An 18,341-nucleotide genomic window follows, 5' to 3' on the forward strand; every position below is an offset into this window, starting at 1 on the left:
TGAGTTTTTGCCCGATGTACTCAGTACAAAGCAAAAAATGATAGTTGGAAAACTCAATAAATACAAAAACAAATCAGTCTTTGGAATATTTCAATTTCAGTGGGCTAAAGCCAAGCTGCAATAGATAAAAAACACAAAGCATTTACTAATGCAAGTAGAAAATCAGAGTGTTTATCACTCTTGTTTTCAAGCAACTGATAATGGAAAATTAATGACTGAAGGAGTGAAATGAAACTACTGCAAAAACATCTATTGCTGTTGCTTTTAAGCAACTGATATTATGCAATTAATTAACAGGCTTTAGCCACATAAAATAAACAATATCGGTTCGTGGCTGCTTTTAATAATGCGAAGTTGCTAAAACAGTACAAAGCAAATAGAAAGTCCTAAACTGCTTACTGAAAAAACAAATCAAGTAAACGCCCATAGTTCCGGCAGCATTTTCCAATTCTGTTTTGTCCTTTATTTAGAACTATTCTCAGAATCTAAAATCAGTCTTTTAAAATACTATTTTGTTAATTTTAAAAACCGAAAGGATAAAACACTTTTGCGTTTGGGGCAAGGCAACTCGCGATTTCAATAAAATTATATCTTTACATTCTAAACCATAACAATAAAATAAATATATATGAGCAAAGATATACGTTGGCAGCAACGGTTTATAAATTTTAGTAAAGCATTCAATCAGTTATCAAAGTTTATAAAGCATGAAGAACTGAATGAAATGGAGGAACAAGGACTAATAAAAGCTTTTGAATATACATATGAGTTAAGTTGGAAAACGCTGCAAGATTTATTGAGAGATAAAGGATATAGCCAAATTGCCGGACCAAAACCTGTAATTGAACAAAGCTTTCAAGATGGATATATTACCAATGGAAAAGGTTGGATGAGAATGCATCAGGGTCGAAATTTGGCAAGTCATACATATGATGAAGAAACAGCAATTGAAATAATCAAAGGGATAAGAAATGAATTCTTTTTTCTTTTACAGGATTTGATGATTCGATTGGAAGAAGAAAAATCAAATTCTCAAAATTCCTTATTTGATGAATAAAAATTTAAATGTTGGATTAAGCAGTTGTGACTTAGAGAGCATTGTTAAGATTATTAAACAATGCTCTAAAGTTAATGAAGTAATATTATTTGGTTCAAGAGCTAAAGGAACTTTTTCTAATGGTTCTGATATTGATATTGCATTAAAAGGCGAAAATATTTTACTTAATGATGTGCTTGATTTATCAATTGAGCTGGAAGGATTAAATCTTCCATACAAGTTTGATTTAATTATATTTAACCGCATAAAAGAGAAAGCATTAATTGAGCATATTTCAAGAGTGGGAATCTCGTTATAATGGCAATGCCCCCGCTACCGCACAATTTTATTGTGTGATAAGTAATAAAAAGAATAAGTTTTTCCATTTTATGCATCCTTAAAACCGCTATGTTTAAAACTAAATTGAGCAGTTTAATGAGTTTTTAGACAGACTAAAGTTGACATTCATTATAAAAAACTCGTAATCAAATTGAAAATAGATAGAACAGATAAATTCACGACAACCTCCGTAATCGGGCTTACAAAAGTTACGGATTCCTCTCATTATAAATTTAATGTCGCCAAAATAGTTACTTATCTAAAAAAATACAGCGAGGACTTACCAAACTTGTATGTTTGGAATGTAAATATTGAAAAATTAGTCGGGCTAAAAGTATTGACAGAAAAAGAGCGAGACAAACTCAGTGAGATTAAACCTTATGAAAAGGAAATAATTCTCAAAGATAGAATACGAAAGAAATTAAACGAATTCTATCATAATCAAAAAAACGAATTTGATAATCTGTGCTTATGGATTATTAAGGATTGGGGTGGAATAACGGGCGCAAAAGATGAAAATACTATAGAATTAATTAAACAGTTTTTAAACCAAAACGAACCCATATTTAATAGAATTGCAAGTGCTTCAAAAGTCGGTGCTTATATGTTTCCTGAGAAATATACAATATATGATTCAAGAGTTACCTATTCATTAAATTGGATAATCTTATCGGAAAATGCTGGAGAAAAGTTTTTCCCAATTCCTGAAGGAAGAAATTCTAAAATGTCTGCGTTTGATATGAACGTATTAATTAGACTAAGAAACATTCAGAAATATAAACCAATTAATACTGAGGAATTAACAAAAAGACTTTACATCAACAATAAAGATAAGAGTTACTTTATTCCAACTAAAAAAGCTTATTCCGAACTGAATAAATTGATTAAAGACATTAGTAGTGATCTTTGGGAAGGCGAAAAATCTAAAATGCTTTATTACACAGAAATGCTTTTGTTTTCTATTGCAGACAAAGAAATTTTCAATGATATTACTAGTAAATTAACATTGAGTATAAAATAACGAAATGCTAACAAAAGCTAAATTTTCATGGGCGGTGATGAAAAGTTTAAATGCATAGCACTATTAATCCCGGCAAGTCAGGATCAGCAAACATCAGCAATATGAAAAAAAAGAACTGGGTAATCAGAGTCGGAATATTTTTGATTATTTTCTGTATTCCATTTTTTCTATTGATAGCTATAATTCCATTTCTCGAAATGGAAGCTAAAACCAAAATTACACTCTCCACCATATCTCTGGTTATTGGCGAAGTGCTGTTTTGGCTTGGAGGAATAATGGTGGGGAAAGAGCTTTTCAGCAAATACAAAACCTACCTAAACCCTAAAAACTGGTTTAAAAAAGCAGCTAAAAATCAGGAATCAGAATGATATTTCGATGGCAGTCGTAAAAACTCTATTCCCTCCATTTTATACCAATTCGTATTTTTCTCCCGATAAATCGGGAGAATCACTGAGTTTTAAATATCGGTATAATAACTGTGTGTAAATTTTTATCTAAAATGATATTAGATAGGAGATTCATAATTCAACACCACAAAATCGACAATTTTGGCTGCCAGACTCGCCGTATGCATGTCCCTGTCGAGCGATGGATTTAACTCTGCAATATCAAAAGCAATTACCTTTTTCGTTGCAAACAAGAAACTCAGCAGTTTAAATACAAAATAGGGCGTAAAACCCAATGGCGACGGCGCACTTACGCCAGGTGCATAAGCCGACGAAAAGCCATCCATATCGATGGTAATGTACAGATAATCGTTATTGGCAATAATGGGTGTCAGTTTGTTTTTAAGGCTTTCCATTTCCATTGCCGATGATTCACAATCGTAATTAATAGAATAGTTGATGTGCTCTCTTTTTGCAATATCAAACAATTCTTTGGTGTTGGATTGCTGCTGAATACCAATGGCATAATAATCTACCAGATCACCCTTTTCGTGGCATTCCGAAATAATCTGATTGAAAGGAGTTCCGGAATTTCCTCTCCCCTCTACCGGGCGAAGATCAAAATGCGCATCGAAATTAATAATGCCCACTTTTCGTTTTTGGGTCTCCTTAACGGCATCGCGTATTCCCATAAAATGTGCGTAAGACATATCGTGTCCGCCACCAATGCCAATCGGAAATATTTTCTGCTTAATTAAGTCGGAGATTGCATAGGAAAAAAGTGCCTGACAAGCTTCCATATCATCATCGTTGCAAACAATATTGCCGGCATCAATCACACGTTTGGACTCGAAGTGGATCGGCAGTTTTGCCAATCGGTCGCGAATCGCCTTAGGTCCTTCGTGCGCTCCCATTCTTCCGCGGTTACGTCGTACTCCCTCATCGCACACATAACCCAAAATGGCAATATCGATCTTTGAATCATCAGACTGCTGATTCAATTCATCCCAGTTTACAAATTCAATTTGCTGGTGCCAATACTGCTTCCCCATGTCTGGATTTGATTTTCGTCCTTCCCAATAACCTTTTTCAGCAGGTCTGTATTCAGCATTTATCGATTCATTATCTCTTCTCTCCACAACTACAAATTCGTATATATGAAATTGGTTCAGGAAATACCTGAACCAATTCTATTTTTATCTAAAAACGATTTTTAAAAAAGATCAGTCAGCAGGTTGTCATCTACCAGATTGGGAACGGTTACCTTTAAATCTGGTGTGCGTTCCATTTCCCTTTTAATGGCAAACATCGCTTCCTTATTTCTTGCCCAGCTGCGTCGGGCAATCCCGTTGTTTACATCGTAAAACAACATATTTTTTAAGCGTGCATCAGCTTCCCTGGTTCCGTCAAGCAACATTCCGAATCCACCATTGGTAACCTCTCCCCAGCCTACGCCGCCGCCATTGTGAATCGACACCCAGGTTGCACCTCTAAAGCTGTCACCAATCACATTCTGAATGGCCATATCAGCAGTAAACTTACTGCCGTCGTAAATATTTGAAGTTTCGCGGTAAGGCGAATCTGTTCCACTCACATCATGATGATCGCGCCCCAAAACAACCGGTCCTATTTTTCCTGCTGCAATGGCATTATTAAACGCTTCAGCAATCTTAGCACGTCCTTCGGCATCGGCATATAAAATACGGGCCTGCGAACCAACTACCATTTTGTTCTTCTTGGCATCCTTAATCCAGGTAATGTTATCCTGCATCTGCAATTGAATTTCTTCCGGAGAACTTTCCATGATTTCCTGCAATACATTCATTGCAATCTCGTCGGTCTGATCCAGATCTTCTGCTCTTCCCGAAGCACAAACCCAACGGAAAGGTCCAAATCCATAATCGAAACACATTGGGCCTAAAATATCCTGAACGTATGATTTGTATTTAAAATCAATCCCGTTTTCGGCCATGATATCCGCGCCGGCGCGGGAAGCTTCCAGCAAAAAGGCATTCCCGTAATCGAAGAAATAAGTTCCCTTTGCCGTATGATTGTTAATAGAAGCAGCATGGCGGCGTAAAGTTGCCTGTACTTTTTCCTTGAACAGCTCCGGCTCTTCACGAATCAATCTGTTCGATTCCTCATACGAAGTATCCACAGGATAATATCCTCCAGTCCAGGGAATGTGCAATGATGTTTGATCGGAACCAATGTGAATGAAGATATTCTCCTCATCGAAACGCTCCCAAACATCCACTACATTACCAATAAATGCAATGGAAACCACCTCGTTGGTTTCTTGTGCTTTTCTTACACGGGCAACCAATTCGTCCATCGAATCAATCAAAACATCAACCCAGCCCTGCTCATGACGTTTTTTGGCTGCTTTGGGATTCACTTCGGCCGCTACGGTAATACAACCGGCAATATTTCCGGCTTTTGGCTGTGCTCCGCTCATTCCACCTAATCCGGCAGTTAAAAAAATCTTTCCTGAAGGAGTTTCTCCCTTTTTCAGGATTTTACGAAAAGCATTCATCACAGTAATGGTTGTACCATGAACAATTCCCTGCGGACCAATGTACATAAACGAACCAGCTGTCATTTGTCCGTACTGCGATACACCCAGCGCATTAAATTTTTCCCAGTCATCTGGTTTGGAGTAGTTAGGAACAACCATACCATTGGTAACCACCACTCTTGGAGCTCCTTTCGAAGAAGGAAACAATCCCATCGGGTGACCTGAATACAGATTCAAAGTCTGCTCATCTGTCATGGTCGCCAAATACTGCATGGTAAGCAGGTACTGCGCCCAATTCTGAAAAACAGCTCCGTTACCGCCGTAAGTAATCAACTCCTCGGGATGCTGAGCTACTGCAGGATTCAAATTGTTCTGCATCATCAGCATAATACCTGCTGCCTGTATCGATTTGGCAGGATATTCCTGAATCGGGCGGGCATACATTTTGTATTCAGGCTTAAACCGATACATGTAAATACGACCAAAATCCAATAATTCCTGAGCGAATTCAACAGCTAACTCTTTGTGCCAATCCTTTGGAAAATAACGCAGAGCATTACGAATTGCCAACTGCTTTTCCTCTACCGATAAAATATCTTTCCTTTTAGGAGCTCTGTTGGCATCCTTCGGATATGCTTTTTTTGCAGGTAATTCTGCTGGAATCCCTTGCAATATCTGTTCTTGAAATGTCATACTTTCGTCTTTACTATTTCACAATAAAAGCTCTGGTCTTCACAAAATCAATCATTGCATAGATATCATCTTTCAACACACGATCATCTTCCAGCTTATCCACTTTACTTCTGATAATGTTAAAATTCTTTGTCATGATATCTGAGAAATGATTAGGACTTCTAAATTCTAATGCCTGAGCGCCATACATCAACTCAATGGCAAATATTTTCTCGATATTACCTAATATCTGATTGAATTTTCGTCCCGAGATACTTCCCATCGAAACGTGATCTTCCTGTCCTAATGAAGTTGGAACACTATCTGCTGACGGAGGAAAACAAAGTGATTTGTTCTCAGTAACCAGTGCCGCGGTAGTATATTGAGGAATCATAAATCCTGAATTTAATCCACCACTTGCAGTTAACAAACGAGGCAATCCAAATTTACCTTCCAACAGCAGGTAACATCTTCTGTCAGCAATATTACCAAGCTCCGATGCCGCTATGGAACAGTAGTCCAAAGCCATCGCCAAAGGTTGTCCGTGGAAGTTACCACCCGAAATGGCTTCGGTATCACTTAATACAATTGGATTATCAGTCACCGAATTCATTTCGATTTCAGCCAGCTCATTCAAATGATACCATGCATTTCTGGATGCACCATGAACCTGAGGAATACAACGTAATGAATATGGATCCTGAACACGTTCACAATCAATATGACCCGCTAAATTTTCTGAGTTTTCCAACAGCATACGCATGCGTTCCGCCACTTTAATATTTCCTTTAAACGGACGAATTGAATGTAATTCCGGTTTGAAAGGAGCAGCACTTCCCTGAAAACCTTCCAGACTCATTGCTCCTGCAACATCTGCCAAATCAAGAAGATATTCCATTTTATACAAACCACGGATTGCATGTGCCAAAATAAACTGAGTTCCATTGATTAAACCCAAACCTTCTTTTGCTTCCAAACGAATAGCCTTCAGGCCATTCTTTGCCAATACTTCTTTGGCAGGAACAATATCTTTGCCGATCCAAAATTCACCTTCTCCTAAAAGAGGTAAAAATAAATGCGACAAAGGAGCTAAATCGCCCGAAGCACCAACAGAACCCTGTTCCGGAACAACCGGAATCAAATCATTTTCAATAAAAAATAAAATACGCTCAATCACTTCCAACCGAACACCCGAAAAACCCTGCGCCAATGCTTGTACCTTACAAATCATCATGATTTTAGATAACTCTTTACCAATAGGATTTCCAACACCTACAGCATGGGTTATCAGCAAATTCTCCTGTAATTTGCTCGTTTCTTCCGGCGAAATCTGAGTATCGCACAAAGGTCCGAAACCGGTATTTATTCCATAGTAAGCTTTATTGGACTTCGCCATTGTTTCAACCTTGGCTCTGCAAGCATTCACTTTACTGATAGCTTCTGCAGTTAATCCCGCTTTAAGCTCTCCCCGAGCAATTTGTATCGTCTTATCAACACTTAACCGATCAATTCCGTATTTAAACATAGTTCAAGTAGATTTATTTTTTATTACAAAGTTATTCGTAATTTTGATACCCAACAAGACTATTATTGTCATCATTTAATAACTATGAGTAATCAAATAGAGTTCAGACATTACAAATATTTCCTTGCTTTAGCAGAAGATCTGCATTTTAGAAAAGCAGCAGAAAGCTTGTTTATATCGCAGCCAGGATTAAGCCGGCAGATTAAACAAATGGAAGAGATTCTTGGAATCAGCTTGTTCGAACGCCATAACCGAAAAGTAAAACTTACTATAGCCGGCCTTTACCTGCAAAAAGAGTTGACCAATAATTTTAAACGTTTGGATGAAATTATAAACCATGCTAAACTATTACATGATGGCTTGAATGGCAATTTGAATCTCGGCTATGTTGGTTCTGCCATGCAGGATGTAATTCCGGAACTATTATTAATATTTAAGCAAACCCATCCAAATGTTCTTTTCAGTCTAAAAGAAATGGACAACAACAAACAAATCCAGGCACTGCTTAATCATGAAATTGATGTCGGTTTTGTGAGAATGGAACGAGTGCCCAGAGGATTAAGCATTCAATCTGTTTTTGAAGATACATTTTCCTTAGTTCTTCCTAAAGATCATCCAATTAACGAATCGAACTTCACAAATTTGTCTCAATTTAAAAATGATTCGTTCATCTTTTTTGATGCTTCGTACAGTGAATCGTATTTTGAAAAAGTAATGCAAATTTTCGATGAAAGTGGTTTTGCACCATTGATTTCGCACAACACGGTTAATGCCAGCTCGATATACCGGCTGGTAGAAAATAAATTTGGTGTTTCAATTGTACCCACTTCTCTGAAATTGGGCTACGACATGGGAATTAAATTTATCGAATTGAATAAAATACCTCAGAGAACAACCTTGCGGGCTGTCTGGAACAATAAAAATACCAATCCAATATTAAATGACTTTCGTACCATGATTGATAGCAAAATGGCAAACAGGTAAATTCATCCAGACTAAGAACATTTACTCTTTGGTTAAAATTCGTCGTTTCAGAATTTGACTTACGTGAATAACGAAGTGAATATATCTTCTCTTAAAATTTCACGAACTCAGGAATAAATATAATAAATAAAAAAAGGGAAGTTACTTCGCAATCAGAACATTAAAATATGTACTTTTGCGACTGTTTTGCGAAAAAGCAAGAAGAAGTGTCCTTAAAAAAACACTTTAAATATATCAATTAAGAATTTTAGAAAGAGCCTGTATGAAGCGAGTTAATGCGTACAAAAAATTATTTAATGTTGATCAGGATACTGATCTTAAGAAATTAAAATCAACTTATCGAAATTTGGTTAAAGAGTGGCATCCTGATAAATTTCAATCTGATGATGAAAAATTTGCTGAAGCAGAAATCAAAAGCCGCGAGATTATTGATGCTTATCACTTTTTGGTAAGTATTGCTCCGGAGACAATTGAAGCAAACCTGGAAGAATATACTTCAACAACTACCGAATCGGGCATTGCTGATTACAAACACAAAGGCTTGTTGCTTGAAATCTCTTTCACCGATGGAACTACTTATGAATATTTTGGCGTTCCAAAAAACGTATTCAATAAATTCATCAATTCAGATAAGCAGTATCGCTTTGCCAAAAGAAGCATTTTCAACTCTTACCTGTACCGAAAGTCTAAAAAGGACGCCATAGCAGCCTAAAGAATATATGATCAATAAAAAACCCAAGCTCAAAAAGCCTGGGTTTTTTATTTTTCAATCCTCCCAAAACCAATCAACTGGTTTTTAACCATCCGGTAATGCTTAAGCGTGGCTGATTACTGAGCAAAACTTCATGCTCGAGTTCACTGCTCTTAAAAAACACACATTTGCCGTTAAGCGGAGAAATACACTGATTGTGATCCGAATGGTAAATGCACAATTCGCCGCCATCACCCGGCTTCCAATCCTTATTTAAATACATGATCATAGTGAAAGCTCTTCCCTTATTATTCACAAACTGATCGAGATGCTTTTTATAGAAAGTTCCCTTTTCATAAAGAGCATAATGAAATTCATATCCGGTAATGCCTGTATAGCAAGTCTGATTTAAATAGGCAACAAAACGATCCATCAAATTAAAAAAACAGTCCTCGTGTTCATCATGATGTTTGCGATCGAGCCAATGTATTTTATCGCTGCGAATTAATTGATTGTGAACTAAATCAGTATTATTCCCAATCCCGGCAGGCAGCATCTGCTTTTGCGACAACAATCTTAACAAATTGCCTTTAAGCTGAGAGGTCAGAGTTTCACTCAGGAAATTATCTGTCAGTCCAACATTAGTTTCTAAATAAGTGCTGACCAAATCATCGAATGCTGTATTCAACTGAATCAATTAATGTGTATGCGAAACGAATCCGCTGAACTGCAAGGTAGACTATTAAATTGAGATCTTAACCTGTATTTTCTCTATTATAGAATAGAGAATGTTGCTATCCAAAATAAAATTTAATTAAAAGTTTACAGATCAAATATTATTGATAAATTTAAAAACGAATAGATTTTAGTTATCAAAAAAATGCATTTATGAGCTTTGGCGGATCAGTTCAGGCAATGATTATCTCGATAAGGAACAATGCGAGACCTAAAAAAAACATCTTCCGATCAAGAAATAAAGATCATGTAAACCTGCACTCTGAAGAAAGTAATTTGGAGTACAAAACTGTATCTGAAGCCGAATTAAAGCAAATCAAGAAGAAGATAAGGGCAAACGCCCGTAAAGAAAATCGAAAACTGAAAATTTGGGTGCTTATAATAAGCATACCAATTCTTATTGCAATCTATTTCGTGATTCAAAACAGAATTGATAATTTTCATGAAGATAAAAGAATTGAAGCTATTGAAAAACAAAAAGCAATTGATGCAATTGAACTTGCAAAGGAAAATAAAATTCTCTATTTACTAAAGGATGGAACAAAGTGGTTAAACACTGGACAATATAAAAATGCCAAAACTCAATATTACAAAGCCTATAAAATAGAATCTGAAGATTATCGAATTAATTATGCAAATGCCAAAGCTTACGTTTTAGATTGTATCGAAAACAATGTCAGATGCATAACTGCCGAAAGAATGGTAAAAGGATTAAAAGAAAAGTATGGTGATAAAGCTGAAATATTGGATTTGGAACAGCTTCTTGAACAGAAATAGACTTATGATCTCACTTTGTTTCCATACCAAATAGTCCTATTTTTCTAAAAAACACTTAAAATGAAAACAAACCTACCCGAAAACTTCAAAAAAATCAACGAATATTTCTCTCCCAAAGTGATTGGAGAGGTAAACGATTCTTACGTTAAAATTGCCAAAATAAAAGGCGACGAACTACCGTGGCACGATCATAAAAATGAAGATGAACTGTTCTATATCATTGATGGCAGCCTTTTAATGGAAGTTGAAGGCTCAGAACCGTTTACTATGAATGCCGGAGATATGTACATCGTTAAGAGAGGCACTCAACATCGGGTATCCGCAAAGGAAGAATGCAAAATCATGCTGATTGAAAACAAAACTACGGCTCATACCGGAGATGTTGAATCTGCAATAACTAAAAATATCCAAGATCAGCTCAAATAGGATACTATCTTATTTAGAATCATCCCGCCAATTTAATTTGTCGCTGCAATGTCTAACTACCTAAAATTGCTTCTAAATTCTATATCTTTATTCATAAAAATAAGCTGAGTGATAAATATGGTGCATATTAGAAGAATTTTTCTGCAGATTTTAATTTTAACAGCGCTTCTGCTGAATGCATCAGCACAGGACAATGCAATAGTTAACAAAATAAGGTTTACAGGAATCGATACACTGCAAAAGGAAATTCTTCTTAAGCAGATGAATACCAAAGCCAGACCATTTACCGGGAAGTTGACTTTTTGGAAAAAAACCACCCGATTTTCCAGTTTCACATTCGATGAAGACTTACTTCAACTGAAAAAATACTATCAGAAGAATGGTTTTTTAGATGTATCAATTACATCGGATCTTCTGCCAGACAAAAGAAACAAAAAACTTGACCTTCTCATTCACATCCGGAAAGGAACTCCTATTTCCATTGGTAAAATCAACTATTCCTTAACCGGAACCGAAGCAAACATGCAAATTTTAGAGTCTGTAAAAATGATTCTTCCCCTAAAAACCGGAAACCTGTTTCAAGATGAAAAAATCATCGCTTCCGAAAATTTAATCCGTGAAAAATTCAACCGTGAAGGATTTCCTTTTGTGAAAGTGGAAAAAAGCATCCATTTAAATGAAAAACTACATACTGCAACTATTAATTTCATTGTAAACCCTGGAAATAAAAGTTATTTTGGTAAGATTAATCTGGAAGGAAATTCTGTAATCAACAAAGCATATATCCTGAAACATGTTGAACTTAGCAAAGGTGAAGTCTTTTCTCAGGTGAAAATTGAAAAGACTCAGGAAGAATTGTTCGACATGAATCTATTCCGGTACGTAACCATTCGTGCAATGATGGATAGTGTAAATCATGACTCAGTGCCAATTTCCATTCACATAAAGGAGCTTCCCCGCTGGTCCGTAAAAATTGGTGCCGGATATGGAACCGAAGACAAAATCAGGACATCCATTCTATTCAAACGATTAAATTTTTTAGGTGGAGGAAGAACTCTGTCGATTAAAGGACAGCACTCTTACTTCACTCCGCTTAGTATCGAGAGCAAATTTATACAACCCGATGTTTGGAGCAAAAATCTTGATTTCATTTTAAATCCGTTCTTCTCGCGTGAAAAAGAAGACAGTTATGAAGTAGACAGGCTGGGAACTTCGGTTACTTTTCAGAAGGAATTAACGAAAAAATCTGCCGCTTATATTTCCTATACATTTGGTAAGGATAAGGTAGATATATCGAAAAGCAAAGGCTCCTTATCGATTGAGGATGCTGACAAATTGAATCACAATAAATCAGGTGTAACATTGGGCTACAACCTAAACACCACCAACGATATTTTTTCTCCTGAAAAAGGATGGAAATATGAAGGAACAGCCACTTATATGGGAATAGGTTTCAATTCCCAATTTCATTACTATAAAATTCTGACAGAAATAGACTATTTCCACTCACTGAGGAAGAATGTTGTTTTTGCCGGAAAAATAAAAACTGGAATTATTGAACCAACCCAAGGCGATTCTCAAAGCCCTATCGAAGATCGTTTTTTAATGGGAGGAGCACTATCCTTGCGTGGCTGGGGCCGTAATCAGATCTCTCCAAAAAACGAAGAAGGAAACAAGTTGGGTGGAAACAGCATGATGGAAGCCAGTGCTGAAATAAGATTTCCATTGTACGGTATCTTTTCAGGCACAGCCTTTACGGATTTTGGAAATTCATGGTTAAACTCATGGGAATTCAAACTAAACCAGCTAAACTACAATGCTGGCTTGGGCCTACGTGTGAAAACACCTGTTGGTCCTATTCGTTTGGATGTTGCAAGCCCATTATTCGAGGGAAAATTCAGAACCCAATTCTTTATTACTATTGGGCATGCATTTTAATGTGAAATGAAATGATTGAAGGAATGAAACGATTTTTAAAAACAGCAGGTATTGCAAGTGCAGGAATAATTATTCTCCTGGCGATTCTGCTTTTTCTCCTTTCTACCGGACTTTTCAATAATTGGATTTCGGAAACTGTGTGCCGAATAGCCAATCAACAGCTAAATGCAGAGCTTACAATAGGAAAAATTGAAGGCAACCCTCTCTCCCATCTTATTGTAAAAAAAATTGACTTGGAACAAAACAAGAGTAAGCTGATAACTCTTGATGAACTGGAAATAAAATACAACATTTGGAAGATCGCAGTAAAAAAACTTGAAATTACATCTCTGAAATTAAACGGAACATCGGCTTTCCTGCAACAAGACAAGGATGATTTATGGAACCTTGAAAAACTGATTCCTGTTACAGAAAATTCAGAAGCTAAAGTTCCTTCGAATCCCTTTTCATGGGAAATAGAATTGGCAGATGTATCTACGAAGAATTTTGAGGCCAAAATCGTGGCGAATGACAGTACAAAATTAATTCCGCAGAATATAAAATTTGATGCTTCTCTCAGTTTCAAATTTGCAGCTGATTTTATGAATATTGATCTGCACAAACTTGAAGTAAGCACACAAAAACCTGCTCTGGAAATTAAAGATTTACATTTTCAGGCAAGTGTAATTGATTCGGTATTTAGCTGGTCCAATTTTCAACTTCAACTTCCTAAATCAAAGCTTAACTCAAAAGGTTCGGTTCCTTTCAATCAACTGCTTGGTTCCGAAGTTTCTTTTCACGCAAACCCATTCGATTTTGAAGATGTAAACGAATGGATTCCTTCAATTTATGGTAAACCCAACATTAATCTCGAAATTTTCAAGACCGAAAATAACAGTCAGGTAGACTTCTCTATAAAACAACAGAATCAGATTATTAAATTACTGGGGGAAATCAATGATAGTAACAGCTTGCCGGATTTTCATTTCACAATGGAAACCGATAGTGTAAACGGAGAGTACTGGACTCATAATAATGACCTTAAATCAAATATTAAAGGTGAACTTGAGCTTACAGGAACGGGGCTGGATTTTAAGGAAAACACAATTCACGCCACAGCTAAGTTTGCCGATTTAAAATACAAGACTTACGAATTAAATGATTTTATTCTGCTTGTTGATAAAAACAAAAATAAACTCGATGCAAAGGCAAGAGCAAAAACCATTTTTGGGAATTTAGATTCAAAAATCCATATTGAAAAGCTATTTGAATTGGCCAATTACAGTGCAGAACTAAAAATTGGAAATTTAGATTTAAGCAAACTAAGCGGGAATAAAAATCTAAAATCAAACATTAACATCGACCTAGAGGCATCCGGACAAGGTTTTACCCCTGGTGACCTGCAAACAAAACTTCATTTAAAATCGACAAAATCAGTCCTTTTTAATCAGCCAATCAAAAACTTAGATGCCAATATCCTCATCAATAAAAAAGAATATCTAATTAATGATTTCAGCTTTGAAGCGCCTTACTTAAAGGCAATTCTTTCGGGAAAGGGAAATAGTACCGAAAACAATCTTATTCATTTGGAGCTAAAATCAAAAAACCTAAATGCGCCTCTTATCGCCCTGGGCTTGAAACCCGTCGATTTTAACGGCGAAATTACAAGTGACTTATCCGGACCTTTTAATACTTTGGATTTTAGAAGCAATATCAATATCGTACATGCCGGAATCGACTCACTCGTTTTGCAAAATTTCAAAGCTAAGCTTCATTCGCGCTTTTCGGGGGATGAACTATTGGCAAATATGGATTCGGTCGGGAAAAAAGACACAAGTACAAATGCCTTTTTAAAAAACATCTATCTAAGTGCAAAAGCAAGTGCAGATTATATTACATTTGAAAAGTACTATATGGCGAATACGAACTTAACTTTTGAGAAAAACCAGGAAAACAGTAGTGGTAATATTACTTCCTCCACAGCTTTAGGAAATCTGAAAACCAAATTCTCTATTGAAAACCTGTTTTCGGTTCCCGCATATAAAATAAAAAGCAGCTTGAAAAATATTGATCTTTCCATGATCACAAAAAACAAAAAGTTCCGTTCCGATTTGAACTTCGAAATAGTTGCCACAGGGAAAGGGATTCAACCCAAATCAATGAATGCTGATCTGGAAATTCAATCGAACGGATCATCTATATTTGATTTGCCTATTGAAAAATTCAACGCAAAAATAAACTACAATAAAGGAGAATATCAGGTAAACGGATTTCATATAGAAACGCCCTTTGCTTTCGCCGATTTAACGGGCAAAGGAAACTGGAAAAAGAACAATCAGCTCAAATTAAATATCAAAACTACAGACATTCAGCAGCTCATCTCTGCCTTAGAAACAGACAAATTACAACTTGTTGGACAACTAAAAGCTGAAATTAAAGGTCCGGCCGATTCTCTGCAAATATCCTCTTCGGTGAATGTAACTGAATTGAAACTCGATACCATCAGCATCAATAAAATAACAGCTGATGCTGAAATCCATTTTGTAGATTCAACATATTCCGGATTCATGAATCTTTTGGTGAGCGACTCTAAAATGCAGGATTTTAATCTTCAGGAACTTCATTTTAAAAGTAAGTTCAATCAGCAGAAAGCGGTTAATTCGTTCGCCTTTTTTGCCAACGATTCTTTACATGGTAAAATTTTATCCGAACTAAAAATCAATAATAACCCCAGCATTTCCTTTCAGGATATACAATTAAATTTAAACAATCAGATTTGGAAGGGAGGCAACGATTCCAACTACATTAAATTTAGGCAGGATTCTATTGAAATACACCAATTTGAACTTAGCTCGCAGCAAAGTGCATTAAAAGCAAATGGAATATTTGCTTTTAAAGGAACTGAAGATCTGCATGTTGAAATTCAGAATCTTAACCTGATCAACATTTCAGAACTACATTTTTTGCCCTATCAGATATCAGGAAAAGTGAATGCTTTTCTCGACATTGCCGGAACAGCAAACAAACCAATTATTAAATCTATTCTCACTATTGATCATCCGGAAGTTGACAGCCTGCGATTTAGCAAATTCCAATCTGATATCAACTATACAAACGAAAAACTTCGTTTTGAGACATATCTTGATGGCTATTCCTCACGACTTATCAACGCAGAATTTGAACTTCCTATGCACTTTTCATTTACTGAAAAATTTCTGCTTCCCAAGGAAGACAATCCCATCCATGCCATTGTAAAAATCGATCAACTCGATATCAATAAATTCAATCGTTTTATTCCAACAACAGGAATTGAAGCTAAAGGTTTGCTAAGCATGCAACTCAATATTGATAACACCATTAACAATCCTCACATAAGTGGTTATCTAAATTTAGGCAAGGGTGCTTTTCAATATAAAAAACTGGGAATGGATTACAGTGATATCGAAATGCGCAGCCGTCTGGCAAACAACTATTTTTATCTCGACAGCCTTCTCATAAATTCCGGAAAAGGAAAATTGCAACTGAAAGGATTGGCTGAAATGAAATCACTGATTGATACAGAACTAAAAAGCATTAATCTGGATGTAAAAGGGGAAAACTTCAAGGCTTTCGACTCCGAATTAATAAAGGCTGTTATCAATACAAATCTTAGCCTGAATGGTTCGCCCGAAAACCCTACCTTCAAAGGAAAAGTAACAATTTTAAACTCAAGCCTAAATACCGATATATTCCTAAAAGAATTCAATCGTGTTTATGATGATTCCAACCAACCACTCTTGGTTACTGCACGGAAAAATGAAGAAAATGAAGAAATAAAGTACACTATAAAAAAGAATTCAGCGCAAAAAGATCCACCTTCAATTTATAAAAAACTGGAGGGGAATTTCGACATCGAAATCCCTGGAAACACCTGGATAAAAGGCAAAAACATGAATTTTGAACTGGCCGGAAATCTACAAGCGATAAAAGAAGGTGAACAGATAGACATTTTCGGAACTATGAACGTAAAAAGAGGATTTTATAAAATTTACGGACGAAGACTTGAATTTGAAGAAGGTGAAATCACCTTAACAGGTGGAGCAACTCTAAATCCGATTGTCAATTTCAAAGTTGCCTACAAATTCCGCGATCCGGATAATCAATTGCGAAAACTTAGCGTAAATGTAACCGGACGAATTAATAAACCGGAAGTCAAATTTTTTCTTGACGATACCTCCATCGAAGAAAAAGACGCCATTTCTTATCTGATATTCAACAAAAGCACGAACCAACTTGATACAAGAGAAAATACATCAATGAAGAGTAGTAATATGGATATCGCTAAGGATTTTGCAATCGGCCAATTCTCGAATGTACTTAAGGATGCCTTACAATCGTCACTTGGCTTGGATGTGATTGAAATTTCGGGGAAAAGTGGTTGGACGCAAGGCAGTGTATCGGTTGGTAAATACATAACAAACAATTTGTACCTGAATTACGAACGAACATTTGCCATCGATAAAAAGGATAAAATTATTGAACCTGAAAAAATTTCAATGGAATATCAATTTTACCGCTCTCTTTTTTTACAGGCGACCAATCAGAGTGCGAATTCCGGTTTTGATTTCATTATCAAATGGACCTGGAAATAAGTTGTAATTCCAAACCTGTTAATTCGGTAAATAAAAATAAATACCCAAGCCATTTGTAAATAGAATATTTCCATACAAAGAATGCTCCAAAAAAACTGCGTTTAACGATTTGTTGCGAAGGTAGGTAAAGGAAAAAATAAGACTGCCAACAAAGGTAAAAATCAAAGCCATCCAGTTTCTAAAAATAATATGAGCCATGGAAAAACAAACCGCATTGATCAACAGCAGCAATAATGGATTTCTAAAAAGAAGTTTATACCGATAAAAAAAGAATGCCCGGTAAATGAATTCCTGTGTGTATGCTGACCAAATAGGATAAGTGAAAATTACAGCAAGCCAAATCCAAAAATTATTCCTCGGAAGGTAAAAAAACACATCTCCCCTAAAAATATAAACCCAGATTGATGTAATAAACAGCAATACAAATCCTTTCAATAAAATTTCCTGCCATGGATAGTCACGCTTAATTCGAAAAATACCGCGGTCAAAATTTTTATCCCTAAAAACAATAAAGAGACAATAGAGAAATACAATAACCAGAGGCACAGCTTTATGAACCGGTATAAGCTCGTAAAAATACAAGACAGGAAGTACCAGAAACATAAAAATCATTTCTAACCACAGGTATAATTTCTTCATCTCACCACCCACTAAAAATTTGAAAACAATAGAAACCCAATTGA

The 18,341-nt window shown here is 36.0% G+C and carries 15 protein-coding genes; 10 read left to right on the forward strand and 5 right to left on the reverse strand.

Going from position 1 to position 18,341, the window contains the following annotated elements; genetic code table 11:
• The first annotated feature begins 628 nt into the window (after window positions 1-628).
• The 4 genes from BZG01_RS17195 to BZG01_RS17210 all read left to right on the forward strand — a co-directional run bounded on the left by BZG01_RS17195 (window position 629) and on the right by BZG01_RS17210 (window position 2,764).
• Window positions 629-1,057: a nucleotidyltransferase substrate binding protein gene (locus tag BZG01_RS17195; RefSeq protein WP_101311079.1), complete on the forward strand. Its 429-nt coding sequence runs from the start codon at window positions 629-631 to the stop codon at window positions 1,055-1,057.
• The gene (locus tag BZG01_RS17200; protein ID WP_101311080.1) at window positions 1,050-1,355 is read left to right on the forward strand and encodes a nucleotidyltransferase family protein; all 306 of its coding nucleotides are present in this window, start codon (window positions 1,050-1,052) and stop codon (window positions 1,353-1,355) included. Before BZG01_RS17195 ends, BZG01_RS17200 begins: the two co-directional genes overlap by 8 nt.
• Window positions 1,356-1,526: 171 nt before the next feature.
• A complete protein-coding gene (locus tag BZG01_RS17205; RefSeq protein WP_218973153.1) occupies window positions 1,527-2,396 on the forward strand; it encodes a hypothetical protein in 870 nt (289 codons plus the stop codon).
• 101 nt (window positions 2,397-2,497) lie between these two features.
• Window positions 2,498-2,764 (forward strand): transporter suffix domain-containing protein, encoded by a 267-nt coding sequence (locus BZG01_RS17210; RefSeq protein WP_180327372.1) that lies wholly within the window; start codon window positions 2,498-2,500, stop codon window positions 2,762-2,764.
• Between the two features lie 137 nt (window positions 2,765-2,901).
• Here the strand turns inward: BZG01_RS17210 and hutG are convergent, their stop codons facing one another.
• From hutG to hutH, 3 genes are all read right to left on the reverse strand, one after another.
• The gene (gene hutG / locus BZG01_RS17215; protein ID WP_218973154.1) at window positions 2,902-3,921 is read right to left on the reverse strand and encodes a formimidoylglutamase; all 1,020 of its coding nucleotides are present in this window, start codon (window positions 3,919-3,921) and stop codon (window positions 2,902-2,904) included.
• A 74-nt stretch (window positions 3,922-3,995) separates the two neighbouring features.
• Window positions 3,996-5,993: a urocanate hydratase gene (locus BZG01_RS17220; protein ID WP_101311082.1), complete on the reverse strand. Its 1,998-nt coding sequence runs from the start codon at window positions 5,991-5,993 to the stop codon at window positions 3,996-3,998.
• Window positions 5,994-6,006: 13 nt separating this feature from the next.
• Complete coding sequence (gene hutH, locus BZG01_RS17225) at window positions 6,007-7,497, reverse strand: histidine ammonia-lyase (protein WP_101311083.1); 1,491 nt, start codon at window positions 7,495-7,497, stop codon at window positions 6,007-6,009.
• A gap of 84 nt (window positions 7,498-7,581) precedes the next feature.
• Here hutH and BZG01_RS17230 point away from each other — a divergent pair, with 84 nt between their 5' ends.
• Window positions 7,582-8,481, forward strand: a complete 900-nt coding sequence (locus BZG01_RS17230) for a LysR substrate-binding domain-containing protein (RefSeq protein ID WP_101311084.1) — start codon at window positions 7,582-7,584, stop codon at window positions 8,479-8,481.
• 262 nt (window positions 8,482-8,743) lie between these two features.
• The gene (locus tag BZG01_RS17235) at window positions 8,744-9,193 is read left to right on the forward strand and encodes a KTSC domain-containing protein (protein WP_101311085.1); all 450 of its coding nucleotides are present in this window, start codon (window positions 8,744-8,746) and stop codon (window positions 9,191-9,193) included.
• Between the two features lie 73 nt (window positions 9,194-9,266).
• Here the strand turns inward: BZG01_RS17235 and BZG01_RS17240 are convergent, their stop codons facing one another.
• A complete protein-coding gene (locus BZG01_RS17240) occupies window positions 9,267-9,860 on the reverse strand; it encodes a 2OG-Fe(II) oxygenase (protein WP_101311108.1) in 594 nt (197 codons plus the stop codon).
• Window positions 9,861-10,060: 200 nt separating this feature from the next.
• Here BZG01_RS17240 and BZG01_RS17245 point away from each other — a divergent pair, with 200 nt between their 5' ends.
• From BZG01_RS17245 to BZG01_RS17260, 4 genes are all read left to right on the forward strand, one after another.
• Window positions 10,061-10,684 (forward strand): hypothetical protein, encoded by a 624-nt coding sequence (locus BZG01_RS17245; RefSeq protein ID WP_101311086.1) that lies wholly within the window; start codon window positions 10,061-10,063, stop codon window positions 10,682-10,684.
• Window positions 10,685-10,744: 60 nt separating this feature from the next.
• Window positions 10,745-11,110 carry a cupin domain-containing protein gene (locus tag BZG01_RS17250; RefSeq protein ID WP_101311087.1) on the forward strand — a complete coding sequence of 122 codons (366 nt, stop codon included), beginning with the start codon at window positions 10,745-10,747 and terminating at the stop codon, window positions 11,108-11,110.
• Window positions 11,111-11,227: 117 nt separating this feature from the next.
• Window positions 11,228-13,048, forward strand: a complete 1,821-nt coding sequence (bamA, locus tag BZG01_RS17255) for an outer membrane protein assembly factor BamA (protein WP_101311088.1) — start codon at window positions 11,228-11,230, stop codon at window positions 13,046-13,048.
• Between the two features lie 23 nt (window positions 13,049-13,071).
• Complete coding sequence (locus BZG01_RS17260) at window positions 13,072-17,658, forward strand: translocation/assembly module TamB domain-containing protein (protein WP_180327373.1); 4,587 nt, start codon at window positions 13,072-13,074, stop codon at window positions 17,656-17,658.
• Between the two features lie 18 nt (window positions 17,659-17,676).
• On the opposite strand, the gene BZG01_RS17265 is transcribed toward BZG01_RS17260, so the two are convergent.
• On the reverse strand, window positions 17,677-18,297 hold the full coding sequence (locus BZG01_RS17265; protein WP_101311090.1) for a CPBP family glutamic-type intramembrane protease: 621 nt from the start codon (window positions 18,295-18,297) through the stop codon (window positions 17,677-17,679).
• Window positions 18,298-18,341: the final 44 nt, after the last annotated feature.

Origin of the sequence: Labilibaculum manganireducens (genome assembly GCF_002843385.1) — a bacterium.
Lineage (GTDB): Bacteria > Bacteroidota > Bacteroidia > Bacteroidales > Marinifilaceae > Labilibaculum > Labilibaculum manganireducens.